This is a genomic window from Streptomyces sp. NPDC043996, assembly GCF_056435225.1.
Window position 1 is genome coordinate 184,343 of the sequence record NZ_JBWKEY010000018.1, and the last position, 23,731, is coordinate 208,073.

Genomic DNA, 23,731 nt, shown 5'->3' on the forward strand with positions numbered 1-23,731 from the left:
AGGGGTCATGGCCGAGTTCACCATGGAGCTCAACGACGAGCAGAAGGAGGTGCGCGACTGGCTCCACGGGTTCGCCGCCGACGTGATCCGCCCCGCGGCCGCCGAGTGGGACGAGCGCGAGGAGACGCCCTGGCCGGTGATCCAGGAGGCCGCGAAGGTCGGCATCTACTCCCTCGACTTCTACGCCCAGCAGTACTTCGACCCCACCGGGCTCGGCATCCCCATGGCCATGGAGGAGCTCTTCTGGGGGGACGCGGGCATCGCCCTGTCGATCGTCGGCACCGGGCTCGCCGCGGTCGGCGTCCTCGCCAACGGCACCGAGGAGCAGATCGGCACCTGGATACCGCAGATGTACGGCGACGCCAACGACGTGCGGGTCGCCGCCTTCTGCTCGTCCGAGCCCGACGCGGGCTCCGACGTCGCATCCCTGCGGACCCGCGCGGTCTACGACCAGGCCAAGGACGAGTGGGTGCTCAACGGCACCAAGACCTGGGCGACCAACGGCGGCATCGCCAACGTGCACGTGGTGGTCGCGGTGGTCGACGCCGAGCTCGGCTCCAAGGGGCACGCCTCCTTCATCGTGCCGCCGAACACCCCGGGCCTCAGCCAGGGCCAGAAGTTCAAGAAGCACGGCATCCGCGCCTCGCACACCGCCGAGGTCGTCCTGGAGAACGTGCGCGTCCCCGGCTCCTGCCTGCTCGGCGGCAAGGAGAAGCTGGACGAGCGCCTGGCACGGGCGCGCGAGCGGGCCAGGACCGGCGGCGAGCGGGTGAAGAACGCGGCCATGGCCACCTTCGAGGCGTCCCGCCCGGCGGTCGGCGCGATGGCGGTCGGCACGGCCCGCGCCGCGTACGAGGAGGCCCTCGAATACGCCAAGACGCGCGAGCAGTTCGGCCGCCCGATCATCGACAACCAGGGCGTGGCCTTCCAGCTCGCCGACATGCGCACGCAGATCGACGCGGCCCGGCTCCTGGTGTGGCGCGCCTCCTGGATGGCGGTCGCGGGAAGGAAGTTCGAGAACGCCGAGGGCTCCATGTCGAAGCTGTTCGCCAGCGAGACCGCCAAGAAGGTGACCGCACAGGCCATCCAGATCCTCGGCGGCAACGGCTACACGCGCGAGTACCCGGTGGAGCGCATGCACCGCGACGCCGCGATCTACACGATCTTCGAGGGGACGAGCGAGATCCAGCGCCTGGTGATCGCGAGGGCGCTGTCGGGGCTGCCGATCCGCTGAGCTGATCCGCTGAGCCGCGGCGCTCTACGGGGCGCTCTACGGGCGCTCCACGGGGTGGGCGCCGGGGTGGGTCTCACGGGGCGGGAACGCCCTCTGGTTGGCGTCATGTGCATGCCCGTACGGTGGCCCCGTCGCCACCCTGCCAAGGAGTGCCCATGCGCATACGTCCCTTGACCTGGCTGATTCCCGCCCTGGCCACCGCCGCCGCCGTGACCGCCACCACGCTCGTCCTGCCCGACGGTGAGCACCGTGCGCCGGACCGCCGTGCCGCGCCCGCCGCTGACGTCCGCCCCGTCGGCAAGGCCAAGCCCGACGCCCGGAACGTGGTGCTCGCCGTGCACGGTGGCGCCGGGACCGCCCTCGACCCCGACAAGACGACGCCGGAGCGCGAGAAGGCGTACCGGGACGGGCTCACCGCCGCGCTCAGAGCCGGCCAGAAGGTCCTCGACAAGGGCGGCTCCAGCCTGGACGCCGTGCAGGCCGCCGTGGTGGTCCTGGAGGACGACCCGCTGTTCAACGCGGGCAAGGGCGCTGTCTTCACCGCCGACGCGGGCCACGAGCTGGACGCGTCGATCATGCGCGGCTCGGATCTGAAGGCGGGCGCCGTCGCGGGCGTGAAGAGCCTGCGCAACCCCATCGAGGGCGCCAGGGCCGTCATGGACAAGTCCAAGCACGTGCTCCTCGCGGGCGAGGGCGCCGACGACTTCGGCGCCCGGAACGGCCTGAAGACCGTCACCCAGGACTACTACTGGACCCAGGCCCGCTGGGACGCCCTGATGGCCGCCAAGGCCGCCGAGAAGCGCGGAGGGAAGGGCGCGGCGAAAGGCGGCGGTTCGCCCGCCGCCCTCGCCGACGCGCAGTCCAAGGGCACCGTCGGCGCCGTCGCCGTCGACGGGCGGCGCGACCTGGCCGCGGCCACCTCCACGGGCGGCATGACCAACAAGCTCCCGGGCCGGGTCGGCGACTCGCCCCTGGTCGGCTCCGGCACCTACGCGAAGAACGGCACGGTCGCGGCCAGCGCCACCGGCGCCGGTGAGGTGTTCATCCGGGGCGCGGCGACCGCGACGATCTCCAACCTCGTGGAGTTCAAGGGCGCGAACGTCGCGAAGGCCGCGTACGAGGTGATCGTCAAGCGGCTCCCCGCGCTCGGCGGCGACGGCGGTGTGATCGCGCTCGCGCCCGACGGCACGTTCGACGCGCCGCACAGCAGCCCCGGCATGCTGCACGGCTATCTGACCGAGACGGGCGAGGTCGTCACGAAGATCTTCCCGAAGGAGACCCCGCCGAACAGTTAGGGCCCTAGGCGCCGGGCCGGTACACGTACGGCGTGGTCGTGCCGAGTTCCGCGAAGCCGAGCCGCCGCAGGATGGGGCGGCTGTCGCTGGAGGCGTCCACCTGGAGCCAGCGCACGCCGCGGGCGACGGCGAGGGCGGCCCGGTGGGCGATCAGGGAGCGGTAGACGCCGCGGCCGCGCCAGGCCGCCACGGTGCCGCCGCCCCACAGTCCGGCGAAGTCGGTCCCCGGCCTGAACTCCAGGCGCGCGGAGCTCACCGGTGTGTCACCGGCCATGGCCACCACCGCGGCGATCGTGTCGGGCGCCGACCTCAGCTGGGCGAGCACCTGCTCGCCGAGGGCCGTGCCGTCCGTGCCGAAGGCCTGGTCGTGCGCGGCGACCATGAGGCGCACCCCGGCCTCGTCGGTCACCGGGACAAGGCGGACGCCGTCGGGCGCGGGGACGTCCGTGGGGAGCGCGGCCGCCTCGGCGACCATCAGCGTCTCGGGCGGCTCGGGCGTGAGACCGGCGGCGAGGAGCCGCTCGGGCAGGTCCGCGGGCAGGTCGTGCGCGTACAGCTTCCACTCGAACTCCCGGCCGAGGGCGGCGAAGTGGCGCACCTGCCCGGCGATCTCCGCGTCCGCCGTGGCCGCGTCCAGGTCCGACCAGAGCACGCCGTTCCAGCCGGTGGCGCCGCTGGTGTGCCGCACGGCGCGCGCGGTCCGCTCGATGTGCCCGCCGGGGCCTTCGGGGTCCGCGCCGCGCCGGATCTGCTGGTCGTAGGCCGTGAGTACCGCTGTGTGATCCATGCGGTCACTTCAGCAGTGAGCTGGGGGCGCTTCAACGGATTTTCGCGCCCCGGGGCGGTCGTCAGGCGTCCGCGTGCGGGGCCCGGTCCCGCGACAGCGGCGGCAGGTTCAGGGACGCGGTGATCGCGGCGAGGCGCAGGGCGAGGACGAGTCCGGCCGAGGTCACCGCCGTCACGGTCGGGGACGCGCCCGCGTGGCGCAGTCCCAGGTAGCAGACGGCCCCCGCGAGCGCGGCGGTCGCGTACACCTCCTCGCGCAGCAGCAGCGGCGGGAACTGCCCGCACAGCACGTCCCGCAGGACCTCACCGGCCACTCCCGTCAGAACCGCCAGGAGGAGCACGGCGAGCGGGGTGACGTGCGCGTCGACGGCGGCCTTGGCGCCCATGACGGTCACCACGGCGAGCCCCACGGCGTCCACCACCATCAGCGTGCGCCGCGGCAGTTCGCGGTGGCGCAGATAGAGCATCGTGGCGGCGCCCGTGGCCGCGATCACGGTCAGGAGAACCCAGTCGTGGGTCCAGTACAGCGGATGGCGGTCCAGGATCAGGTCGCGCAGCGTGCCGCCGGACAGCGAGGCCACGAAGGCGAGCACGAGCCCGCCGAAGGGGTCCATGCGGGCCCGGTGCGCGGCCAGCACGCCGCTGGCGGCGAAGGCGGCGATGCCGACGAGGTACAGGGTGTGCGGCATCAGCGGTCCTCCGCGCCCGTGCTGGCGCCGGTCCGGGCGTCGCGGCGGCGCAGCCACAGCAGTCCCGCCGCCGACACGGTGGCGGTGAGGGCCAGCGCGGCGGCGTCGAGGCGCCAGTCCGCGCCGGTGGCGGCGGGGGCGGGCGCGGCCGCCGCGCGCGCCTGCCCGTCGCGGGCGGGCGCCGTCACGGTGAGCAGCACGGCGACGGCGACCGCAAGCAGTGCGGTGGCCGCCGCCGCGACGCGCCGTCCCCGGGGATGTGGTGCCGTGTGCATGCCGTCCAACCTGCCGGAGGCACCGGCCCCGCACCATCGGTCATGTGGCCGGATCGAGGTGGCCGAAAGGACGAACCGAAGGGGGCGACGGGGGGCGATGCGGAAGGTGAACCGGAGGGCGATGCGGAGAGTGGACCGGAAGCCCGGTGGGGCGGGCCGTCACGGTCAGGCGTGCCAGCGGCAGCGCAGGACGGCCATGGTGAAGCCGGGGCCGAACGCGACGGTGTAGCCGCGGGTGCCGTCGGCGGGCGGGGCCGTGTGCGTGCGCTCCAGGACGCGCAGGACGCTGACGCCGCCCAGGTTGCCCTCGTGGGCGAGGGTCTCGGTGGAGTGGCGCGCGCCGGCGGCACCGAGGCCGAGGGCGGCCGCGGTGTCGGCGATGATGCGCGGGCTGCCCGGGTGGATGACAGCGAACTCGGCGGTGTCGGGTCCGACCCACTCCAGGAGCTGGGGCAGGACGTCGTCGGCGGCCGTCAGCGCCTTGCGGGTGGAGTCGAAGTGGAAGCCGTCGGCGGTGATCCGGCCGCGCTGGCGGTCGAGGCTGCCCGGCAGGACGTACTCGTAGGAGTCCTCGATGACGAGGCCGGGGCCGAGCGGCTCGTCCGTGACGACGGTGGCGCCCGCCGAGTCCCCGAACAGGGCCTTGTAGATCATGGCCTCGATGCCGGTGTCGTTGTGGTGGTAGACGGAGGAGATCACCTCCGCGGCCACCACCAGGACCTTGCTGCCGGGCCGCGCGGCGACCAGGTCCGCGGCCCGGATCAGGGACTGGGTGCCGCCGGGGCAGGCCAGCGTGGTGAGGGCGATCCGGCGGACGGAGGGGCGCAGGCCGAGCCGCTCGATCAGATGCATGTCGAGGTTGGGGACGGACCAGCCCGTGGTGTGGGTGGTGACGACGGCGTCGATGTCCCGGGCCGCGAGGCCCGCCGAGTCGAGGGCCGCGGCGGCGGCGCGCTCGGACATGTCGAGGGCGTCGGCGAAGGCCGCGGTCGCCCGCTCGTGCACATCGGCCTTGCCCGCGACGGTCGGGGAGTCCAGTGGGCGGGTGAAGTAGCGGGTCTGGACGCCACAGTTGCCGATGGCGCGCACGAACGCGCCGAGCCGCGGGTGCGCGGCGTGGTGGCGGCGTATGTCGTCGGTGATGTCCGAGGTCGTGATCTTGTGATCGCCGACGACGGTCTGGGGTCTGAGGACAAATGCGGACACGAGGGAACTCTCACCCGGGGCGGACGGATATGGGGTACATAAGGAAACGTACTGCACCCCATCGAACGTGCGTCCTGTTGTGCATGTTCCCGTGCGGACACGCGGAGGTGGGTGAGATTCCGGCTCCGACGTGCGCGGGAGCCGCTGATGGCGCCCCGTGCGCCGCCGTGCCGCCGCGCGCGCCGGTCGGACGGGCCCGGCGGGGCCGGGCGGGAGCCGGGTGCCCGCGCGGCGGTCAGGTGGCCCGCAGCATGGCCGCGCGCGGGTGCAGGCGCTCTCTGCCCGAGTGGAAGACCAGGATCATCATGCGGGCGCCGGGGGCGGTGAGCGGCTGCGCGGCGCACATGGTGACCCAGCCGGGGCCCTTCTCGGAGTGCAGCAGGGGCCGTTCGTCGCCGTCCGGGTGGAGATAGGGCTTGTCGGCGCCGTACAGCGGGGCGGCGGCGGGGTCGGCGAGCACCTCCTTCTCGATCTGCCGGAGCGTTTCGTCCTCGGGGCGGGTGGCGAGGGCGCCGCGCAGCTGGGGGAGCAGCAGGGGCGCCCAGGCGGTGCTCCAGTCGAGCAGGAGCTCGCGCGCGACCGGGCTGAGGATCATCCAGCGCATGATGTTCAGCGGGACCTCGCGGCCGGGGAAGACGGCGGCGCAGGCGTCGTTGTAGGCGAGCATGTCCCAGGACGCGTCCGTGACGTACGCGATGTGCGAGATGCCGTTGACCGCTTCGCGCCACACGCCGGGGACTTCCTTGCCGGAGGACAGGTGCAGGGGCCCAGGCGGATCCTGAAGCAGGGCATATCTGCACAGAGACACCCATTCCTGCTCGTTCAGGCCAAACAGGCGGGCCACGTCGCGCAGGAGGGCGGTCGGTGGGTTGGGGTAGTTGCCGGACTCCAGGCGGTGGTACGTACCAAGGGTGCGGTGCAGGAGCTGGTCCACCTGGTGCTGGGAGAGTCCGGGGGCGCGCCTGCCCTGCCCCGTCGTGCGGACGAAACCGTGCGACTCGGGGGCGATGAGGGCGCGTCGTTCGCGGAGCAGAGCGCGCAGCGCCGTCTTGTTCATGGTGGGTAATCCCTCTTCGTGCACACTGAGTTGAGCGTCAGCAGTCTAAATATTCGCATCTTCTTTGGGCATAAACATTGCCTGAAGAAAACGATCAGCCGGTACGGCATCATGGAGTACGCGGGGCCACCGACCTGCAGGTTTGATCGTCGGAGGGCTCGTGGGCACAACTCAGGGGCATCTTGTTCGGGGAGCATGAGATTGGCTGAAATTCCTCGGCGTCGGATACCCCCTAGGCCTACGGGGTCGTAGTCGGGTAGTGCGCGGGACCGGTTGTTCGTATTCCGATCTGTGTGGTCGGAAACTGAGCAGTGTGTACCTGCGTGGCAGTTACCGCCCGGTTCGGTTCCTGGGTTCACTGGCTGCGGCCGGTGCCGTCACTCGCCATTACGTAGCGGCCACGGTACCGGCCGCCCCGTGTTGTTCCGGGCGCGTTGTGTGGCCGGTATTCGCTCAAGAGGTCCGAGTCGCCGGCCGGCCCCCGGCTTCCGTCGGCTGCCGCTCGCGGACCTGTTCCGCCGCCGCGGCCAGGATCTCTGTCACCCGCGCCCCGAATCGTACGTCGCAGGCGTGTGCGGGCCCGCCCTTCGCGGCGGTCACGAGCGCGTCCACCGCTGACCGAAACGCATCGCCCGAGTCGCCCCACCCCGTCTCGCCGAAGGCCGAGGGCGACGCCGTGCCGCTCGCGCCGCGGAACTCCACCTCCACTCCCGTGGCCCGCTCGGGCGCGCGCAGGGTGAGCAGGGACGTGCTCGACGCGCCGCCCGCGTGCCGCAGCACCAGGTGGACCGCGTCCTCGGGCCCTGCCGCCGCCGTCACCGCCGTGATGTCGCCGAGCACCGCCGTCAGGACCGAGAGCGCGTGCGGCCCCACGTCCCACAGGCCGCCCTTGTCGGCCCGCCAGGGCGAGTCGAACGCGCCGGTGCCGTCCGCGGCGTAGAACGAGCTGTACCAGTCGGCGCGGCCGGTGAACCACGGCCCCTCCGCGGCCCGCCCGGCCAGCCACTCGGCCATCGGCGGCGCGAACCGCAGGGTGAAGAACACCACAGAGGCCACCTGGGCCCGCGCCACCTCCGTGACCAGGGCGCGGGCCGCTTCCGGGGCCGTGGCCACCGGCTTGTCGAGCAGCAGGTGGCAGCCCGCACGCGCGGCGCGCGCGGCCAGCGGTGCCTGCACGTCCGGCGGCACCGCGAAGGCGATGGCGTCACTGGCCGCGAAGAGCGCGTCCACGTCCTCGTACGCCGTGGCGGCGTGCGCGGCCGCGAGCGCGGCGGCCGCCTCCGGGCGGCGGCCCCACACGCCCGCGAGCTCGGTGTCCGGATGCGAGGCGAGCACGGGTGCGTGCGTCGCGGTCGCCCACGGTCCCGTACCGATCAAACCCACACGAAGTCTGCTCATGGCCGCAGTATGGCGGAGGGGCGGTGACCGGCCGACGGGCCGGGGCCTCTCGGCGAAAAAGGTACGGACCTTCACCCCGCCCCGCGCTTTACGGTCACCGCGGAACGCATGCCGGCGCCCCCGCGCCCGAACCTCCGCCAATTGTCCGACGGGCCGTCAAGCTGCCCTGTGTCGATGGCAATTCGCGAACACCGGTGAATTGTCATTCACTTGCGCGGGGAGAGAGGGTGTCCGAAACTCGTGCGTGAACTGTCCTGACTGTCCGGGAGTTTCCGACATCCGGCGGTGCGACGGCTGCCGGGACGGTTGTGCGGGGTCCGGTCGGCCGTGGCCCGTGCGGCATGTGACGCCATACGCTCGGACCTGACCGCCGAACGGGGCGGACGCTGACGGAAAGTGAGGCCATGGCCAGCTCCACCCCGCGGCCGCCGGACGTGCCGGGCGCCGCGCGCCGCGACGCCCAGGCGACCAAGGCCGCCATCGTGCGCGCCGCCCGGCATCTGCTGGCGCGCCACGCGCACGCGGACATCACCCTCAAGGCGGTCGCCGAGCGGGCGGGGGTGAGCCCGCCCCTGGTCCTGAAGTACTTCGGCAGCAAGGACGCGCTGTTCGCGCAGATCATGTCCTTCGAGACGGATGCCGCCGCGGTCCTCGACGCCCCGCTGGCGGAGCTCGGCCGCCACATGGTCCACCACCTGCTCACCAGCCAGGCCGAGCAGGGCGCCGACCCCATCCTGCGCATCGTCTTCGCCCCGCTGCACCGCGAGCACGGCTACGTCCTGCGCGCCAACTTCCGTACGCAGGTGGTGCGCAGGCTCGGCGAGCGGCTCTCAGGGCCTGACGCGGGGCTGCGCGCCGAGCTCGCCGTGGGGATGCTCCTCGGGCTCGGCGTGATGTACGGCATCGCGCGCGGCCCGCACCTGCGGGCGACGGCGATAGCCGAGATCACCGACCGGTACGCGCCCGCCGTACAGGCGTGCCTCACGCCCGAGTGACCCCCGCTCCGGCGTCGCGCGCGCCCGCCCGGGCGCCGCGTTCCCTTGGGGCGGATGTGCACATGTGTTGAGCAAAGCTTTACGGATGGCCGGAATCCGACCTTCCGGTCTGGGGGCGGCCGGGGTGTGGGCCGCCCCCGTCGCGGCGCGGGCGGTCTCGGCGGCCATGGTGACTTCTTGACCTTCGGCCCGGTGCGGCCGAAACCTGTGGGTCGGGCGGGTTCGCGGGGTTACGGGCGCGTTGACCGTATGCGGTCCGAGGCGGAGTCTGGCGATGTAGATGCTAGATACATCTACTTCGCAGAGGTGCGACTACTTCGCTGAGCTGCGACTGCTTCGCTGAGACGCGACTACTTCGCGGGAGGAACCCGAATGTGCGGCATCACCGGCTGGATCTCGTTCGACCGTGACCTGGCCACCCGGCGCCCGGTCCTGGACGCGATGACGGAGACGATGGCCTGCCGCGGCCCCGACGACCGCGGCACCTGGGTACAGGGCCCGGCCGCCCTGGGCCACCGGCGCCTGGCGATCATCGACCTGCCCGGCGGGCGGCAGCCCATGACCGCGGCGACGCCCGGCGGCACGGTGGCGCTCGTGTACTCCGGCGAGACCTACAACTTCACCGAGCTGCGCGCCGAACTTGCCGCGCTCGGCCACGCGTTCACGACCGACTCCGACACCGAGGTCGTGCTGCGCGGCTACCTCCAGTGGGGCGAGGACGTCGCCGAGCGGCTGAACGGGATGTACGCCTTCGCCGTGTGGGACGCCCGCAGCGGGCGGCTCGTCATGGTCCGCGACCGGATGGGCATCAAGCCCTTCTACTACCACCTGACGCCCGACGGGGTGCTGTTCGGCTCCGAGCCGAAGGCGATCCTCGCCAACCCGCTGGCCCGCGCCCGCGTCACCGTCGACGGGCTGCGCGAGGTGTTCGCCTTCGTGAAGACCCCGGGGCACGCCGTGTGGGACGGCATGCGCGAGGTCGAACCCGGCACCGTCGTCACCGTGGACCGCGAGGGGGCGCGCACCCGCACGTACTGGCGCCTGGAGACCCAGCCGCACACCCACGGCCGTGAGGAGTCGGTGGCGACCGTGCGCTCCCTGCTCGACGACATCGTGCGCCGCCAGCTCGTCGCCGACGTGCCGCGCTGTGTGCTGCTCTCCGGAGGGCTCGACTCGTCGGCGCTCTCGGCGCTCGCCGCCCACCAGCTGAAGGGCGCGGGCGAGACGCTGCGCAGCTTCTCCGTGGACTTCGCCGGGCAGAGCGACCACTTCGTGGCCGACGAGCTGCGCGGGACGCCGGACTCCCCGTACGCCCATGACGTGGCGCGGCTCGCGGGCACCGACCACCGTGACATCGTGCTCGACGCCCAGTCGCTCGCCGACCCCGAGGTGCGCGCGAAGATGCTCACCGCGCGCGACATGCCCGTCGGCTTCGGCGACATGGACGCCTCGCTGTACCTGCTCTTCCGGGCGATCCGCGAGCACTCCACGGTCGCCCTGTCCGGGGAGTCGGCGGACGAGGTGTTCGGCGGCTACCTCCAGTTCTTCGACGAGGAGGCCAGGCGGGGAGGCACCTTCCCCTGGCTCGTGCGGCACGCCGAGACCCTCGGCGACGAGACGGGCGTCCTGCGCCGTGACGTCCTGGACGCCCTGGACCTCAAGGCGTACGTCGGCGACAGCCACGCCACGGCCGTGGCCGCCGTCGAACGCCTCGACGGCGAGAGCGACTTCGAGTACCGCATGCGCACGATCAGCCATCAGTACCTGACGCGCTTCGTGCGCGTGCTGCTCGACCGCAAGGACCGCGCCAGCATGGCCGTCGGCCTGGAGGTGCGCGTGCCGTTCTGCGACCACCGGCTCGTCAGCTACGTGTACAACGCGCCGTGGGCCCTGAAGTCCTTCGACGGCCGGGAGAAGTCGCTGCTGCGGGAGGCCGCCGCCGACCGGCTGCCGAAGTCGGTGTACGACCGCGTGAAGAGCCCGTATCCGTCCACGCAGGACCCGAAGTACGCCTTCGCGCTCCAGGAGCACGCCAAGGACCTGCTCGCGAGCCCCGCGCACCCGGTCTTCGACCTCGTCGACCGCGAGGCCCTGCGGCGGCTCGCCCACCGGGACGCCCCGCAGATCCGGCAGGCCTCGCGGCGCGGCCTGGAGCGCGCCCTCGACCTCGCGGTCTGGTTCGACCTGTACAAGCCGGAGGTCTCGGCGGCCTGAGCCCCTTCGGCGGGTGCGCTCAGGGGCCCGTCGCCAGCGTGTCGAGGAAGCGCTGGAGCGCGGGGGCCGGTGCGGCGTCCGGGCGGCGGCGCACCGGCGGCACCGTCACGCTCCGGCGGACCGGGCCTGGCCCCCGCGGCTCGGCGCCCCGCCGGACGTGTCCGGTGGCGGCGCGGCGTATGAACTCCGCGACCGTGAGACCGAGACGGTCGGCGTGCCGCAGTACGGCGTCGTACTCGTCGGGTGGGAACAAGACCTGCACAGGCTTGGCACCGTCCATGGACGCATGATGGCGTCCTGTCCAGTCCGGCGCGGGGCGCATGGCATATTCCGCTCGAAGGGGTGGAGCGCGCGCGAAGCGGTGGCGGTGATCGGGCGCCGGTGCGCCGGTGAATGATCCCTGGGGCGCGAGAGCGAGGTGAGGGCCCCGGCCGGACGGGGGAATCGCGGTCGGGACCCTCATCTTGTTCAACGGTGAAATACGAGGGTGCGTTCCCCGGCGGCGCTCCGCTTAGGTGTGATCCGCGCTACACGCCCGCGCCGGGGCGGCGCCCCCGGCCGCCCGCCCCCGGCTGTGGCACCGAGGGCGGGATGGCCCTAGCTTCGGTGCCGTGACGCTCGACGACCTCCGTGTTTTCATCGCCGTATGCCGCGCCGGCAGCCTCAGCGCGGTCGCCCGTGACCTGTCCTGTACGCAGTCGGCGGTGAGCCAGCACGTCAAACGCCTGGAGAAGGAACTCGCCGTCAGCCTCCTGGAGCGGCACGCGCGCGGTGTCGTCCCCACCTCCGCGGGCCGCATCCTGCACGCCGCCGCCTCCGACGGCATCGGGGGCATCGACCTCGCCCTGCGCCGCCTGCGCGACCTCGTGCGCGGGGAGAGCGGCGCGGTGCGCATCACCACCGGCGCCACGACCGTACGGCACTTCATGGCCGAGGCGATCGTCGGCTTCCGGGAGCGGTTCCCGCAGGTGGCCCTGGAGTTCCAGACGGCGAGCTCAAGCCGGGCCTGCTTCGACGCGCTGGCCGCCGACGACCTGGACCTGGCCTGGATCACCATCGGCGAGCCGGTGCGCGGCATCGAGCAGCGGCCCGTCGCCGAGCTGGAGTGGGTGCTCGCCGTGCCCTGCGGCGACCCGCTCGCCGCGAAGCGGCACATCGACCTCGCGGACCTGGCCGCCGTCCAGCTGATCCGGCCGCCGGAGGTCTCCAGCTCCCGCTCGCAGCTGGACGCCGCCCTGGCCGAGACGGGCCTGCGCCCCGAGGGGCACACCAGCGTCGCGGACTGGGACACGGCGCTGCTGCTCACCGAACTCGGCGTCGGGCAGGCCATCGTGCCCCGGCTGCCGGGCTGGCGCCGGACGGGCCCGCCGGGGCTGCGGCTGATCCCGGTGCCGGAGCTGCCCGCGCTGTCCGTGGGCTGGGCCGTGCGCCGCTGGGACGCGCTCAGCCCGCTGGCCCGCACCTTCGCGGACACGGTGGCGGCCGACTGCCGCTCCGGCGGCGTGGGCGCGCTCCCGGCGCAGTCGGCGCGCGCTCAGGGCGCGAGCCGCGCCGCGCGCGTCTGAAGGTAGCGGGCCTCGGGGCGGCTGAGGGTGTGGTGCGCCGCCGCGCGGTAGGCGGCGCGGGCCCCTTCGATGTCGCCCGCCTTCTCCAGGAGGTGCGCGCGCACCGCTTCGAGCCGGTGGTGGCCCGCCAGCCCGTCCTCCAGATCGGCCAGTTCGGCGAGCCCCGCGCGCGGGCCGTGCACCATGGCGACGGCCACGGCCCGGCCGAGCCGCGCCATCGGCTCCGGGGCGCGGCGCACGAGGACGTCGTACAGGGCCAGGATCTGCGGCCAGTCGGTGTCCTCGGCCCTGGCCGCCTCGTCGTGCAGCGCGGCGATCGCGGCCTGCACCTGGTAGGCGCCCGCGGGGCCCTGGCGCAGCGCCTCCTCCACCAGGGCGGTGCCCTCGGCGATCGCGGCCGCGTCCCAGCGGGTGCGGTCCTGCTCGTCGAGCGGGACCAGCTCGCCGTGCGGCCCGGTGCGGGCGGCGCTGCGGGCGTCGGTGAGCAGCATCAGCGCGAGCAGGCCCGTCACCGCGCCCGCGCCCGGCAGCAGCCGCCGCACGGCGCGGGTCAGCCGGATCGCCTCCCGGGCGAGGTCGGCGCGGTGCAGGGCGGCGCCCGACGTCGCCGTATAGCCCTCGTTGAAGATGAGGTAGAGCACCTGGAGGACGGCCGCGAGCCGCTGGTCGCGGTCGGCGGGGCCCGGCTGCCGGAAGGGAACGCCCCGTATCCGCTGTTTGGCGCGGCTCACGCGCTGGGCGATGGTCGCCTCCGGCACCAGGTGCGCCCGGGCGATCTCGGCGGTGGTCAGACCGCCGACGGCCCGCAGCGTCAGCGCGATCTGCGCGGCCGGGGTCAGCGCCGGATCGCACGCCAGGAACAGCAGCGTCAGCGTGTCGTCCTCGGCGGGGGCGCGGCTTTCGCCGGGCGGGGGAGCGGTCAGGGCGTCGCGGGGCGCGAGCCGGGCCGCGGTCTCCTCGCGCCGCCTGCGCGCGTCGTCGGCGCGCAGCCGGTCCACCAGGCGGCGCGACGCGACCCTGATCAGCCAGCCGCGCGGATTGTCCGGCACGCCCTGCTCGGGCCACTGGCCCGCGGCGGCGAGCAGCGCCTCCTGCACGGCGTCCTCGGCCTCGTCGAAGTGGCCGTAGCGCCGCACCAGCGCGCCGAGGACCTGCGGCGCGTGGTGGCGCAGCAGGCCCTCGACGCCGTGCGCGGGACTCACGCGGGACTCACGTCGCCCCCGCCGCCGTCCTGGACCTGCCGGATGACGACCGGCGGGTTCGGGGCGCCCTCGGGGATCGGGCACGCGGCGATCCGCGCGGCGATCTCCGTGACGCGCTCCAGGCTCTCGCACTCCAGGAGCCAGTACCCGGCGAGGACCTCCTTGGTCTCGCCGTAAGGACCGTCGGTGATCACCGGGCGGCCGTTCTCGTCCAGCCCGACCAGGCGGGTCCGCGCGGGCTCCGCGAGCCCCTGCCCGTCGATCATCTCGCCGGACTCGGCGAGGTCGTCGTTCACGGCGCTCATGAAGGCGAACATCGCCTGGAGCTCCTTCTCGCTCCACGCCGGGCTGTGCGCGGAGGCCTTGCCGCTCATGGCGTCGTAGTCGGCCTGCGCGCCCTGCACCATCACCAGATACTTCATGTCGCACTCCTTGACCGCGGTGTCACCCCTCATGGGCAACTCTCACAGGGGACGTCGGAGCGGGCGACTCGTTCTCGACAGCCCCCGGGAAGTTTTTTTCCGCGGCCGCCCGGAACCGGCGGGCGTACCCCGACTGGCGCACCCCACGCGCGCGCCGGGGCGGCGGTCGGGACAGTGGGAGGCATGCGTGCCTTGCGGGAGACGGTGGCGGGGCGATGGCCGCGTGCCGGGCGCGCGGCCCTCATGTGCGTGCCCGGGCTCGCCGCCGTCGGCGCGCTCACGCTGTGCGCCGTGGGCGTCGAGCGCGCGGCCGAGCGGGACGCGCGGCCGCGCGCCACGGCCGCGGGCGCCGTGCACCGGGCCGCGCGGCCGCCCATCGTGCCGCGGGCCCGCTGGCTGGGGGAGACCGGGGAGAGCAGGCCGCCCGTGCGCTACGGCGGCCCGGTGATCGCCGTCTTCGTGCACCACACGGACTCGCCCAACACGTACGACTGCGCCGACGCGCCCCGCATCATCCGGGCGCTCGCGGCGGGCCAGACCGGCGCCCGGCTCTTCGACGACATCGGCTACAACTTCCTCGTGGACCGCTGCGGCACGATCTACGAGGGCCGCGCGGGCGGCGTCGAACGGCCCGTCGTCGGCGCCCACACCCAGGGTTTCAACCACCGCACGGCGGGCGTCGCCGCGCTCGGCACGTTCACCGCGGGCACCCCGGTGCCGGAGCCGATGGTGGCGGCCATCGCCGCGCTCACGGCGTGGAAGCTCGGCCTCACGGACGTCGACCCGCGGCTGCGCGCGCACCTGGTGTCCAGCAACAGCCTCAGCCGGTTCCCCGTGGGCACCCGCGCCGAGTTCGACGCCGTGGCCGGGCACACCGACGGCTACACCACGAACTGTCCGGGCGCCGCGCTGCGGGCCGAGCTGCCCGCGATCCGGGAGCGGGCGGCCCGCCTCCAGGGCAGGACCGAGGCGCGGGCGCAGGCGGCGCGGGGGCGCTGAGCGCTCCGCTGGTTCTGCGGCTTCCCCGTCGGCCGACTGCGGGTTCGCCGCCCCGGCGCGCGCCCGTCACGACTCGTTGAGGTGAATGCCCTTCACGGCCGTGTCGAAGACCGGCCGGTGCCGCTTCCACTCGGCGTTGGGGGCCGAGAGGTAGACGACGTACTGGGTGCCGTCGCCGTCGGCGAACGCCATCTCCACCGCGCGGTACGCGCGCGCCCTGCCGTCGAACGTGAACTCCCAGTACCCGGCGGGCGTGCCGCGGAAGGTCGTGGAGGTCATCCGCACCCGCTCGTAGCCCGGGTTGTCGCGGCGGGTCTGCGCCTCCTCGGTCTTGCGCCAGTGCTCCACCGGGTCGGAACCGGCGAACTCGGCGACGTTGACCCGCAGGCCGACGAGCCCGGACGGATCGAGGTACGCGATGTCGCCGCCCGGCAGGTCCTTGCGCTTCCAGCCGTCCGGCACGGGCAGGGACAGGCCGCCCTCCTGCTTCGCCAAGTGGTAGCCGGACGGCAGCGGCGGCACGGAGGCGCGGGAGGAGGGCTCGCGGTCCGAAGGTCCTGGTCCTGAGGTCCGGGCGCCGGTGCCGCCGCTCTCGGGCCACAGCAGCACCCCGCCCGTCACCAGGCCCGCGACGGCGGCGGCAGACCCGCACCACAGGGCCGCGCGGCGGCCGCGCCCTGGCGCGGGACGCGCGGTGCGCGCGGCGGGCACGGGCGCGGGGCGCGTGGCCGGGTCCAGGACGGCGGTGCCCGACTCCGCGGCCCGGCGCAGCAGGCGCTCGGCCTCGTGCGCGTCCATGCGGCGCCCGGGGTCCTTGACGAGCAGCCCCTCGATCACGGGAGTGAGCGCCCCGGCCGCGCGGGCGGGCTCGTGCGGTTCGGTGGCGACGGCGTAGGCCGTCTCCATCGCGCTGTCCCGCGCGAACGGATGGCGGCCCTCCACCGCCTGGTACAGCGTCACGCCGAGCGACCACAGGTCGCAGGCGGGGCCGGGGTCGGCGCTGCGCAGCCGCTCGGGCGCCAGGTACTGCACGGAGCCGACCAGCTCGCCGGTCCTGGTCAGGGAGGGGGTGCCGCTCTCCACGGCGATGCCGAAGTCGGTGAGCACGATCCGCCCGTCGTGCCCGAGCAGGACGTTGGCGGGCTTGACGTCCCGGTGCAGGACGCCCGCGTCGTGCGCGGCGCGCAGCGCGGCCGCCGTGGCCAGGGCGATCTCGGCGGCCTCGCCGGGCGGCAGGGCGCCGCGGTCCCTGAGGAGGTCGCCCAGGGTGCGCGAGGGGACGTACTCCATGACGATGCACGGCAGGCCCTCGTCGTCCACGACGTCGTGGACGACGATCACGTGCGGGTGGGTGATGCGGGCGGCGCTGCGGGCCTCGCGGCGGGTGCGCTCGTGGAGCGTCTGGATCTCGTCGTCGTCCAGATGCGGCGGTACGTGCAGCTTCTTCACCGCGACCGGGCGCTGGAGCAGCTCGTCATCGGCCCGCCACACGGTGCCCATGCCGCCCCGGCCCACGCGCTCGACGAGGCGGTAGCGGCCGGCCACGAGCCGCCCCAGATCGGACACCGTCGACTTCCCCACTTCGCACAAATGAACAGATTCGTGCACGTAGCCTACCCGCGCCCTCGGCGGGCCCGGGGCGCTGGTCATCGCGGTTGCCTGGGGCATCGAAACCTGGGTGGGGTGCGGAGCTTCAGCTACCGCTTCGCGGTCGCGTACACGATGAGGTTGTCCACCGGGTGCCCCTGCGCGTCGTACGCGCCGTCGCAGGTGACCAGGCGCAGGTCCCTGCCGTTGGTCTCGCCGTAGACCCGGTCGGTCGGGAAGGCCTTCTTGGAGACCGTCTCGGTGCCGGTGACGCGGAAGTGGACGGTCTTGCCGCGGGCGTCCCGCACGGCGACGTCGGCGCCCACGCGCACCTTCTTCAGATCCTGGAAGACGGCCTTGCCGAAGCGTGTTTCGTTGTGTCCGATGATGACGGCCGCCCCGCGCTTGCCGGGCACGGCGGCTCCGGTGTACCAGCCCGCCGTCATGCCCTTCTCCGCGGGCGGCACCTCGACCGTGCGGTCCGGGTTCAGGCCGAGCCGCATCAGCGGGCCGCTCACGCCGATCGAGGGGATCGCCACCCGCACGGGCGCGGCGGGCCCGCTCCGCGCCGCGCCGCCGCCGGCGGGCGTGCGCGGGGCTCCGGCCGCCTTCGCCGCGGGGGACGCGGGCTTCTCGGCGGGGCCGGAGGTCCGGGCTCCACCGGCGGACGAACAGCCGCTCGCGGCCGCGCAGAGGACGGCGAGCGCCGCGGCGCCGATGACGTGCCGGTGGTGTCGCGCGGGCGACGGTGACGTCGTGGGCATCAGGACTCCGTGGCGCGGCGGCGCCGTCCGAAGGGGACGGCGCCACCGCGCGGGGCAGGGCCGAACGCGCGGCGCGCGCGGCGGGTGCGGGCGGTCGGGACCGACCGGCTCCGGCCCGGATCTGCCGGGATCGGCCGGAGCCGGTCGGGTGTCTTTCAGGGCCTCAAGGGGCCGTTGCAGCTCTTTGCTGCTCTTTGCAGGCCTTTGTGAGCCTCTGTGGGCTTTTCGGGGCCCTTCGGGTCAGCCCTGGGCGCGGCCGATGGAGCGGCGGCGCAGGACCAGCGTGCTCGCGCCCGCGACCAGGGCGATGCCCGTCGCCGAGCCGACGAGGACGGCGGTGTTGTCGCCCCCGCCCGCTCCCGGGCGCTCGCCCGCGGCGACGCCGCCCTTCGGGGCGGAGCGCACGCGGGCCTTCGCGTCGGCGTCCTCCTTGGACACGGGCTTCGGGCCTTCCTTGACGACGGGCTTGTCGCCCGCCGAGACACCGCCGCGAGGCGCCTGCGGCTTCGCGAGATCCTTGACGACGGGCTTGTCGCCCGCCGCCACACCGCCGCGCGGCGCCTGCACCTTCGGGGACTTCGCGAGGTCCTTCACGGCCCGCTTCTTGGCGACGTCGTCCTTGGAGTCGGACACCGAGGGCGCGGGCGTCGGCGTGGAGTCGGTGGTCGTCGCCTTCGGCTTGGGCGTCGACTCCGTCGCGTGCGCCAGGGCGGACGGCGCGGCGAGCACCCCGAAAGTCACCGCGGCCAGGACGGCCGCGGCGCGCGCGGAGCGTGTGCGGGAGGGGTGGGACATGGTGGGGTCTCCGATCCGGCTCGTACGTAGGGACGGCCCGGCGGGGAGGCGGACACCAAGCACCCGCCGGGCACGCTCGCCAGCCTGTCGCGGAGTTATGAGGAAACTGTCAGGTTCCTGTTGGCGTCCGATCAGGGCGCCCGGGGCCCGGGCGGGGGCCGGGACCGCGGGAGCGGGGCGGGCCGTAGGGTGACGTCGTGACGACGTTGCTGATGTACGCGGGTGAGACGGGTGCCGAGGCGCCCGGGCCCCGCACGGGCGGGGTGCCGCTCGTGCCGCCCGGGTTCGTGTGGCCCGCCTGCCGGGAGTGCGACGGCGCGCTGCTGTTCCTGCTGCACCTGCCGCTGGACTCCGGAGACCCTGAGGCTCCCGGGGACGTCGTGGCGGTGTTCCTGTGCCAGAACGACCCCGGCATGTGCGACGACTGGGACGCCACGGGCGGCGCCAACCGCGCCTATCTCCTCACCGGCCAGGAGCTCGCCCCGGCCGCCGTACCCGCCACGGGGGAGACCCGGCTCGGCGCGGTCAGCGCGCTGCGCGCCGAGAAGGTCGCCGCCGACGGCTACCCCGAGGCGCTCGACGCCTGGCCGGACGACGACGAGGCCGCGCTCCTCGTGCAGGGCCAGCTCGGCGGGGAACCCGCGTGGATCCAGGGCGACGAGACCCCGGACTGCCCGGGCTGCGCCGCGCCCATGACGTTCGCGGCCCAGCTGGAGGAAGGCTACGACTTCTATACGTCCGCCAACTTCGGGGGCGGCGGCATCGGTTACGTGTTCACGTGCGGGGGCTGCCGCGAGGCCGCTTTCCTCTGGCAGCGCTGAACCCGGGCGGCTCCGGCGGTCTCGGCGGGCCAGGCGGGCCAGGCGGGCCGGGGCAGCCGTCCGCTGTCAGACCCCTCTGGCAGAGTGCGCCGCATGAGTGATCGCCACGAAGCCTTCCGCGCCCTGCACCGCGCGGGCTCCCCGCTGGTGCTGCCCAACGCCTGGGACCACGCGTCCGCCGCCGCCCTCGCCCGCGCCGGATTCCCCGCGATCGGCACGACGAGCCTCGGCGTGGCCGCCGCCGCGGGCAAGGCGGACGCCACCGGTGCCGCGCGCGAGGAGACCCTGCGCCTCGCCCGCGGCCTCACCCGCCTGCCCGCTTTGATCACCGTCGACATCGAGGGCGGCTTCAGCGAGCGGCCCGGGGAGGTCGCGGCGCTCGTGCGCGAGCTCGCCGCCGCGGGTGTCGTCGGCGTGAACATCGAGGACGGCCGCCCGGACGGGCGCCTCGCCGCCGTGGACGAACACGTCGCGCTGCTGCGCGCGGCGAAGGACGCCGTGCCCGAGCTGTTCGTCAACGCGCGCACGGACGCCTACTGGCTCGACGCCGGGGGCGCACCCGAGGCCGAGCGCCGCGCCGCCGCCTACCAGCGCGCGGGAGCGGACGGCGTCTTCGTGCCGGGCGTACGGGACGAGGCCGCCATCGCCGCCCTCGCCGCCTGTCTCGACGTGCCGCTGAACGTGCTGTACGCGCCCGAAGGACCGACGCCCGAACGCCTCGCCGCACTCGGCGTGCGCCGGGTGAGCACGGGCTCCCTGCTGTTCCGCGCGGCGGTGCAGCAGGCCGTGGACGTGGCCCAGGGGCTTGTGCGCGGCACGAGAGGCCCCGCTGGCGTCCTGTCGTACGCTGAAGCACAAGATCTCGTGAGTGCGTTCGAGGGTCATGTGCCCGAGCCAGGGCGGTAGTTGGGGTCCGGCGGCGGGCGCGGAGGGGAGTACGGGGGATGGCGGGGCGGAGCGGGGCACGGCGTGAGCCGACGGCTGCGCGGCCCGCCTCCGGCACCCTGTGGCGCGACCCCAACTACCGCCTCTTCCTCACCCTCCAGGGCCTGTCCGCACTCGGCGACTCCTTCTCGTACGTGGCGATCCCGCTGCTGGTCCTGCACCAGACGGGATCGGTGGCGCAGATGGGCCTGATCACCGGTCTCACCGGACTCGCCTCGATCGTCACCGGACTGTTCGCGGGCGTCGTCGCCGACCGCGTGGACCGGCGCCGACTGCTCGTCCTCACCGACGTGGCGCGCTGCGTGCTGTTCGGTTCGGTGCCGCTGGTGTGGCTGTTCGCGACGCCGCTGTGGCTGCTCTACACGGTCGTGCCCATCGCCGCGGTCTTCTCGATGCTCTTCGAGGTGACGTTCGTGACGGTGGTGCCCGGCATCGTGGGGCCCGACCGCGTCCTGAAGGCCAACAGCCACCTGTTCGGTACGTACGCCGTCGCGAGCGCCGCCGGGCCGATGCTCGCCGGGGCCATCGCGGCCGTGCTCGGACCCGCGGCCGCCCTCGGCATCGACGCCGCCACGTTCGCGGTGACAGCGGTCGGCATCCTCTTCGTACGCGTCCGGGCGACCGGCGAGAGCCCGGGCGCCACGCCCGAACGAAGGAGCGTGCGCCGGGAGTTCCTCGCCGGGGCGCGGTTCCTGTGGGCGCATCCGGTGCTGCGGCCGCTGACGGTGCTGCTCGCCCTTGTCACGTTCCTCACCAACGGCCTGACCGACGTGATCGTCTACCAGGTGAAGCAGGGCCTCGGACACGGCGACAGCTCCGTCGGCTCCGTCCTCGCCGCCGCGATGGTCGGCACCCTCGTCGCGTCCTTCGCCGTGCACCGGATGCGCGAGCGCCTCGGATTCGGGGTGAGCTGGATCGGCGTCCATGTGCTCGCGGGCCTGGCGGTGGCCTGTCTCGGCCTCACGGGCAGCGTGGCCGTGGTGGCGGTGCTCGCCGCCGTGCTCCGGTTCTGCACCGGCGTCGCGGGCATCAACTCCCTGTCCCTGCGCCAGGAAGTGACGCCCAGTCACCTCCTGGGCCGCGTCACCGCCTCCTTCTGGACGATCCACAAGGCGCTCGGCCCGCTGGGAGCGGCCGCCGTCACGGCGGCGACCGGGGCCTGGGGCGTCCGGGCCGTGTGCCTGGCGGTGGGGGCGTGCGTCGTGGCGGTGGCCGTGAGCGCCACCATGACCGGCATCGGACGGGCCCGAGCCTGAGCGGCTGGACGAGCCAAATCCAGCCCGTCCGGCGTTTGAGGACGAGGCCGAAGGCCGATCAACGGCGCGCTTCCTGGGCACCCCTTTCGTCCTCCCCAGGCGGGGGCCGCACCGCGTCCCCGTGCCCCGGCCACCACGCCGCGTGCCCGATCAGGGCAGTAAGCGCGGGCGTGAACAGCATCGCCATGACGAACGCGGCGATCGCGATGCCGAAGGACAGCGAGAAACCCATCTGGGACAGCGTCGAGTTGCCCGCGAGCATCAGCGTCGCGAAGGTGCCCGCGAGGATCACGCCCGCCGAGCCGATCGTCGGCCCCGAGTGGCGCACCGCCGTGCCCGCCGCGTCGTGCGGGTCGCGGCCCTCGCGGGCCTCCTCGCGCAGCCGCGACACCATGAGGATGTTGTAGTCCGTGCCGAGCGCGACCACGAACAAGTACATGATCACGGGCAGCATGAACATCAGGCCCGGCTGGCTGCCGATCCGCTGGAAGAGGAGCGACGTCGCGCCGAGCGTCGCGCCGAAGCCGAGCGCGACCGACAGCATCAGGTACCAGGGCGCGACCAGGCTGCGCAGGAGCAGCCCCAGGATCACCATGATGGCGAGCGCCGCCACCGGGAAGACGACCGAGTAGTCGCGGTCCACCGCCTTGTTGATGTCGACGTACACCGCCGTCGTGCCGCCGACCAGGGCCCGGGTTCCGGCGGGCGCGTCGTCGTGAGCGGCGGGCCGCAGCCGGTCCTTGACGGTCGCGAGGGCCTTGTCGGAGGCGGGCGGATCGGACAGGACCACCGAGTACGCGGCGGTCCTGCCGTCGTCGCTGACGCGCGGCGGCGCCACCGAGCCCACTCCCTTGACGGACTCCAACTGCTTCTGGAAGGAGGCGGGTTGACCGGAGGCGAGCGGCTCGTCGCCCGTCGAGGTCAGATACACGAACGTGGGGTCGGTGGTGCCCGCGGGGAAGCCCTTCTCCAGGTTGTCCTGCCAGACGATGGACTCCTTGTCCTTGGGCAGCGAGGACCCGGCGAGGTCGAAGTTCGCCTTGTAGCCGAGCGCGCCGAGCGCGAGGGCGCCCATGAACAGCGCGGAGACGACCGTCCACACCGCGGGCTTGCGGGCGATTCCCGCGCCGAGCTTCGCGAAGCCCGTGCCGTGCGGCTCCCGCTGCCAGGACTTCGAGGGCCAGAAGACCTTCGTACCGAGCAGCGACACCACGGCGGGCACCAGCGTGAGCCCGGCGAGCAGCGTGAGGAACACGGCGATCGCGAGGGCCGGGCCCATCGAGCGCAGCATGCCGAGCGAGGACAGCGTCAGCGCGGCGAACGCGACGATGACGGCGCCCGCCGCCGACGCGATCGCCTCGCCGACCCGCTCCACGGTGTGCACCATGCCGCCCTTGGGGTCCTCGCCCGCCCGCAGCGCCTCCCGGTAGCGGAAGAGCAGGAACAGGATGTAGTCGGTGCCGACGCCGAAGAGCACGACGGTGAGGAGCTCCTGGATGGAGGAGTCGGCCTTGAGGTCGAAGGCCTTGTTCGCCGAGGCGATCAGGCCCGTCGCCATCGGCGAGATCAGACCGATGAGCACGACGGGCAGCAGCGCGATGATCGGGCTGCGGAAGATCACGAGAAGCAGCACGATGATGATCACGATGGTGCCGACGCCGACGAGCAGCCCGGCCCGCTCGGAGGCGTCGCTCTCGTCGAGGGCCTGCGCCGCGGACCCGGTGATGCCCGCCTTCAGGTCCGTGCCCTTGAGCTCCGGCCTCAGGTCGTCACGGAGGTCCTTGACGGCGTCCTGCTGAGTGGTGTCCTCGGGGTTGGTGACCTTCGGCATGGCGACGACGGACGTCTGCACGCGCTTGTTCGGCGACACCTCGCCCGGCGTGACCGCCTCGACGGCCTCGATCTTCCTCGCCTGCAGGTCCTTGGAGATCCGTACGACGGCCGCGGAGTCGGCGGCCGTCAGGGGGCCGCCGTCGGAGCGCTGGAAGACGATGATCGCGCCGATGTTCCGCTGCTGCGGGAAGTCCCGTTCCTGGAGGTCCGAGGCGCGGATGGACTCATAGTGCTCGGGCAGGAAGCTCGCCTCGTCCGAACTGGAGGTGAGCTTGGGCGCCAGGGAGATCACCGCGCCCGCCGCGATCACCCAGGCGAGGATCACCCACCACGGGCGCCGTACGACGAAGCTGCCCAGTCGAGCGAACATGGACCACTGCCTCTCCTCGCCCC

The 23,731-nt window shown here is 73.7% G+C and carries 22 protein-coding genes; 9 read left to right on the forward strand and 13 right to left on the reverse strand.

Annotation, left to right across the window (positions count from 1 at the left end; genetic code table 11):
- Nucleotides 1–7: 7 nt before the first annotated feature.
- The gene (locus AC07A4_RS37070; protein WP_478607753.1) at nucleotides 8–1,234 is read left to right on the forward strand and encodes an acyl-CoA dehydrogenase family protein; all 1,227 of its coding nucleotides are present in this window, start codon (nucleotides 8–10) and stop codon (nucleotides 1,232–1,234) included.
- A 155-nt stretch (nucleotides 1,235–1,389) separates the two neighbouring features.
- On the forward strand, nucleotides 1,390–2,529 hold the full coding sequence (locus AC07A4_RS37075; RefSeq protein WP_478607756.1) for an isoaspartyl peptidase/L-asparaginase family protein: 1,140 nt from the start codon (nucleotides 1,390–1,392) through the stop codon (nucleotides 2,527–2,529).
- A gap of 4 nt (nucleotides 2,530–2,533) precedes the next feature.
- Here the strand turns inward: AC07A4_RS37075 and AC07A4_RS37080 are convergent, their stop codons facing one another.
- The 6 genes from AC07A4_RS37080 to AC07A4_RS37105 all read right to left on the reverse strand — a co-directional run bounded on the left by AC07A4_RS37080 (nucleotide 2,534) and on the right by AC07A4_RS37105 (nucleotide 7,940).
- A complete protein-coding gene (locus AC07A4_RS37080; protein ID WP_478607758.1) occupies nucleotides 2,534–3,316 on the reverse strand; it encodes a GNAT family N-acetyltransferase in 783 nt (260 codons plus the stop codon).
- A gap of 61 nt (nucleotides 3,317–3,377) precedes the next feature.
- Nucleotides 3,378–4,004: a trimeric intracellular cation channel family protein gene (locus tag AC07A4_RS37085; protein WP_478607760.1), complete on the reverse strand. Its 627-nt coding sequence runs from the start codon at nucleotides 4,002–4,004 to the stop codon at nucleotides 3,378–3,380.
- On the reverse strand, nucleotides 4,004–4,279 hold the full coding sequence (locus AC07A4_RS37090) for a hypothetical protein (protein ID WP_478607763.1): 276 nt from the start codon (nucleotides 4,277–4,279) through the stop codon (nucleotides 4,004–4,006). The genes AC07A4_RS37085 and AC07A4_RS37090 overlap by 1 nt, the downstream gene beginning before the upstream one ends.
- A gap of 165 nt (nucleotides 4,280–4,444) precedes the next feature.
- Nucleotides 4,445–5,485, reverse strand: coding sequence for a PhlD (locus AC07A4_RS37095; protein ID WP_478607765.1), 1,041 nt, complete (start codon nucleotides 5,483–5,485; stop codon nucleotides 4,445–4,447).
- 235 nt (nucleotides 5,486–5,720) lie between these two features.
- Entirely contained in the window at nucleotides 5,721–6,542 is an 822-nt protein-coding gene (locus AC07A4_RS37100) for an MmyB family transcriptional regulator (RefSeq protein ID WP_478607768.1), read from the reverse strand.
- Between the two features lie 453 nt (nucleotides 6,543–6,995).
- Nucleotides 6,996–7,940: a Gfo/Idh/MocA family protein gene (locus AC07A4_RS37105; RefSeq protein ID WP_478607771.1), complete on the reverse strand. Its 945-nt coding sequence runs from the start codon at nucleotides 7,938–7,940 to the stop codon at nucleotides 6,996–6,998.
- Nucleotides 7,941–8,344: 404 nt separating this feature from the next.
- Here AC07A4_RS37105 and AC07A4_RS37110 point away from each other — a divergent pair, with 404 nt between their 5' ends.
- Entirely contained in the window at nucleotides 8,345–8,935 is a 591-nt protein-coding gene (locus AC07A4_RS37110) for a TetR/AcrR family transcriptional regulator (RefSeq protein WP_478607774.1), read from the forward strand.
- A gap of 372 nt (nucleotides 8,936–9,307) precedes the next feature.
- Nucleotides 9,308–11,149, forward strand: a complete 1,842-nt coding sequence (asnB, locus tag AC07A4_RS37115; RefSeq protein WP_478607777.1) for an asparagine synthase (glutamine-hydrolyzing) — start codon at nucleotides 9,308–9,310, stop codon at nucleotides 11,147–11,149.
- A 19-nt stretch (nucleotides 11,150–11,168) separates the two neighbouring features.
- Here asnB and AC07A4_RS37120 read toward each other — a convergent pair whose 3' ends face one another.
- Nucleotides 11,169–11,429 (reverse strand): plasmid mobilization protein, encoded by a 261-nt coding sequence (locus AC07A4_RS37120; RefSeq protein ID WP_478607780.1) that lies wholly within the window; start codon nucleotides 11,427–11,429, stop codon nucleotides 11,169–11,171.
- 331 nt (nucleotides 11,430–11,760) lie between these two features.
- Between AC07A4_RS37120 and AC07A4_RS37125 the strand changes: the two genes are divergently transcribed.
- Nucleotides 11,761–12,714, forward strand: a complete 954-nt coding sequence (locus AC07A4_RS37125; RefSeq protein ID WP_478607782.1) for a LysR family transcriptional regulator — start codon at nucleotides 11,761–11,763, stop codon at nucleotides 12,712–12,714.
- On the opposite strand, the gene AC07A4_RS37130 is transcribed toward AC07A4_RS37125, so the two are convergent.
- Both AC07A4_RS37130 and AC07A4_RS37135 read right to left on the reverse strand, forming a co-directional pair.
- Complete coding sequence (locus tag AC07A4_RS37130; RefSeq protein ID WP_478607784.1) at nucleotides 12,684–13,916, reverse strand: RNA polymerase sigma factor; 1,233 nt, start codon at nucleotides 13,914–13,916, stop codon at nucleotides 12,684–12,686. The genes AC07A4_RS37125 and AC07A4_RS37130 overlap by 31 nt on opposite strands.
- Nucleotides 13,913–14,338, reverse strand: coding sequence for a YciI family protein (locus tag AC07A4_RS37135; RefSeq protein WP_478607786.1), 426 nt, complete (start codon nucleotides 14,336–14,338; stop codon nucleotides 13,913–13,915). Before AC07A4_RS37135 ends, AC07A4_RS37130 begins: the two co-directional genes overlap by 4 nt.
- Before the next feature lie 183 nt (nucleotides 14,339–14,521).
- On the opposite strand from AC07A4_RS37135, the gene AC07A4_RS37140 reads away from it, so the two are divergent.
- The gene (locus AC07A4_RS37140; protein ID WP_478607788.1) at nucleotides 14,522–15,337 is read left to right on the forward strand and encodes a peptidoglycan recognition protein family protein; all 816 of its coding nucleotides are present in this window, start codon (nucleotides 14,522–14,524) and stop codon (nucleotides 15,335–15,337) included.
- Nucleotides 15,338–15,403: 66 nt separating this feature from the next.
- On the opposite strand, the gene AC07A4_RS37145 is transcribed toward AC07A4_RS37140, so the two are convergent.
- The 3 genes from AC07A4_RS37145 to AC07A4_RS37155 all read right to left on the reverse strand — a co-directional run bounded on the left by AC07A4_RS37145 (nucleotide 15,404) and on the right by AC07A4_RS37155 (nucleotide 18,483).
- Nucleotides 15,404–16,903, reverse strand: coding sequence for a serine/threonine-protein kinase (locus AC07A4_RS37145; protein ID WP_478607853.1), 1,500 nt, complete (start codon nucleotides 16,901–16,903; stop codon nucleotides 15,404–15,406).
- 131 nt (nucleotides 16,904–17,034) lie between these two features.
- Nucleotides 17,035–17,688: a class F sortase gene (locus tag AC07A4_RS37150; protein ID WP_478607791.1), complete on the reverse strand. Its 654-nt coding sequence runs from the start codon at nucleotides 17,686–17,688 to the stop codon at nucleotides 17,035–17,037.
- Between the two features lie 240 nt (nucleotides 17,689–17,928).
- Nucleotides 17,929–18,483: a hypothetical protein gene (locus tag AC07A4_RS37155; RefSeq protein WP_478607793.1), complete on the reverse strand. Its 555-nt coding sequence runs from the start codon at nucleotides 18,481–18,483 to the stop codon at nucleotides 17,929–17,931.
- 197 nt (nucleotides 18,484–18,680) lie between these two features.
- Here AC07A4_RS37155 and AC07A4_RS37160 point away from each other — a divergent pair, with 197 nt between their 5' ends.
- From AC07A4_RS37160 to AC07A4_RS37170, 3 genes are all read left to right on the forward strand, one after another.
- Complete coding sequence (locus tag AC07A4_RS37160) at nucleotides 18,681–19,304, forward strand: hypothetical protein (RefSeq protein WP_478607796.1); 624 nt, start codon at nucleotides 18,681–18,683, stop codon at nucleotides 19,302–19,304.
- A 93-nt stretch (nucleotides 19,305–19,397) separates the two neighbouring features.
- A complete protein-coding gene (locus AC07A4_RS37165; protein WP_478607797.1) occupies nucleotides 19,398–20,210 on the forward strand; it encodes an isocitrate lyase/PEP mutase family protein in 813 nt (270 codons plus the stop codon).
- A gap of 38 nt (nucleotides 20,211–20,248) precedes the next feature.
- Entirely contained in the window at nucleotides 20,249–21,505 is a 1,257-nt protein-coding gene (locus tag AC07A4_RS37170) for an MFS transporter (RefSeq protein ID WP_478607800.1), read from the forward strand.
- Nucleotides 21,506–21,563: 58 nt separating this feature from the next.
- Here AC07A4_RS37170 and AC07A4_RS37175 read toward each other — a convergent pair whose 3' ends face one another.
- Nucleotides 21,564–23,708, reverse strand: coding sequence for an MMPL family transporter (locus AC07A4_RS37175; RefSeq protein WP_478607802.1), 2,145 nt, complete (start codon nucleotides 23,706–23,708; stop codon nucleotides 21,564–21,566).
- Nucleotides 23,709–23,731: the final 23 nt, after the last annotated feature.

What these genes read in the sequence shown, in the direction of transcription:
- AC07A4_RS37070 (WP_478607753.1), top strand. Translation starts at nt 8, where the DNA reads ATGGCCGAGTTCACCATGGAGCTCAACGACGAGCAGAAGGAGGTGCGC.
- AC07A4_RS37075 (WP_478607756.1), top strand. Translation starts at nt 1,390, where the DNA reads ATGCGCATACGTCCCTTGACCTGGCTGATTCCCGCCCTGGCCACCGCC.
- AC07A4_RS37080 (WP_478607758.1), bottom strand. Translation starts at nt 3,316, where the DNA reads ATGGATCACACAGCGGTACTCACGGCCTACGACCAGCAGATCCGGCGC.
- AC07A4_RS37085 (WP_478607760.1), bottom strand. Translation starts at nt 4,004, where the DNA reads ATGCCGCACACCCTGTACCTCGTCGGCATCGCCGCCTTCGCCGCCAGC.
- AC07A4_RS37090 (WP_478607763.1), bottom strand. Translation starts at nt 4,279, where the DNA reads ATGCACACGGCACCACATCCCCGGGGACGGCGCGTCGCGGCGGCGGCC.
- AC07A4_RS37100 (WP_478607768.1), bottom strand. Translation starts at nt 6,542, where the DNA reads ATGAACAAGACGGCGCTGCGCGCTCTGCTCCGCGAACGACGCGCCCTC.
- AC07A4_RS37105 (WP_478607771.1), bottom strand. Translation starts at nt 7,940, where the DNA reads ATGAGCAGACTTCGTGTGGGTTTGATCGGTACGGGACCGTGGGCGACC.
- AC07A4_RS37110 (WP_478607774.1), top strand. Translation starts at nt 8,345, where the DNA reads ATGGCCAGCTCCACCCCGCGGCCGCCGGACGTGCCGGGCGCCGCGCGC.
- asnB (WP_478607777.1), top strand. Translation starts at nt 9,308, where the DNA reads ATGTGCGGCATCACCGGCTGGATCTCGTTCGACCGTGACCTGGCCACC.
- AC07A4_RS37120 (WP_478607780.1), bottom strand. Translation starts at nt 11,429, where the DNA reads ATGGACGGTGCCAAGCCTGTGCAGGTCTTGTTCCCACCCGACGAGTAC.
- AC07A4_RS37135 (WP_478607786.1), bottom strand. Translation starts at nt 14,338, where the DNA reads ATGAAGTATCTGGTGATGGTGCAGGGCGCGCAGGCCGACTACGACGCC.
- AC07A4_RS37140 (WP_478607788.1), top strand. Translation starts at nt 14,522, where the DNA reads ATGCGTGCCTTGCGGGAGACGGTGGCGGGGCGATGGCCGCGTGCCGGG.
- AC07A4_RS37150 (WP_478607791.1), bottom strand. Translation starts at nt 17,688, where the DNA reads ATGCCCACGACGTCACCGTCGCCCGCGCGACACCACCGGCACGTCATC.
- AC07A4_RS37155 (WP_478607793.1), bottom strand. Translation starts at nt 18,483, where the DNA reads ATGTCCCACCCCTCCCGCACACGCTCCGCGCGCGCCGCGGCCGTCCTG.
- AC07A4_RS37165 (WP_478607797.1), top strand. Translation starts at nt 19,398, where the DNA reads ATGAGTGATCGCCACGAAGCCTTCCGCGCCCTGCACCGCGCGGGCTCC.
- AC07A4_RS37170 (WP_478607800.1), top strand. Translation starts at nt 20,249, where the DNA reads ATGGCGGGGCGGAGCGGGGCACGGCGTGAGCCGACGGCTGCGCGGCCC.
- AC07A4_RS37175 (WP_478607802.1), bottom strand. Translation starts at nt 23,708, where the DNA reads ATGTTCGCTCGACTGGGCAGCTTCGTCGTACGGCGCCCGTGGTGGGTG.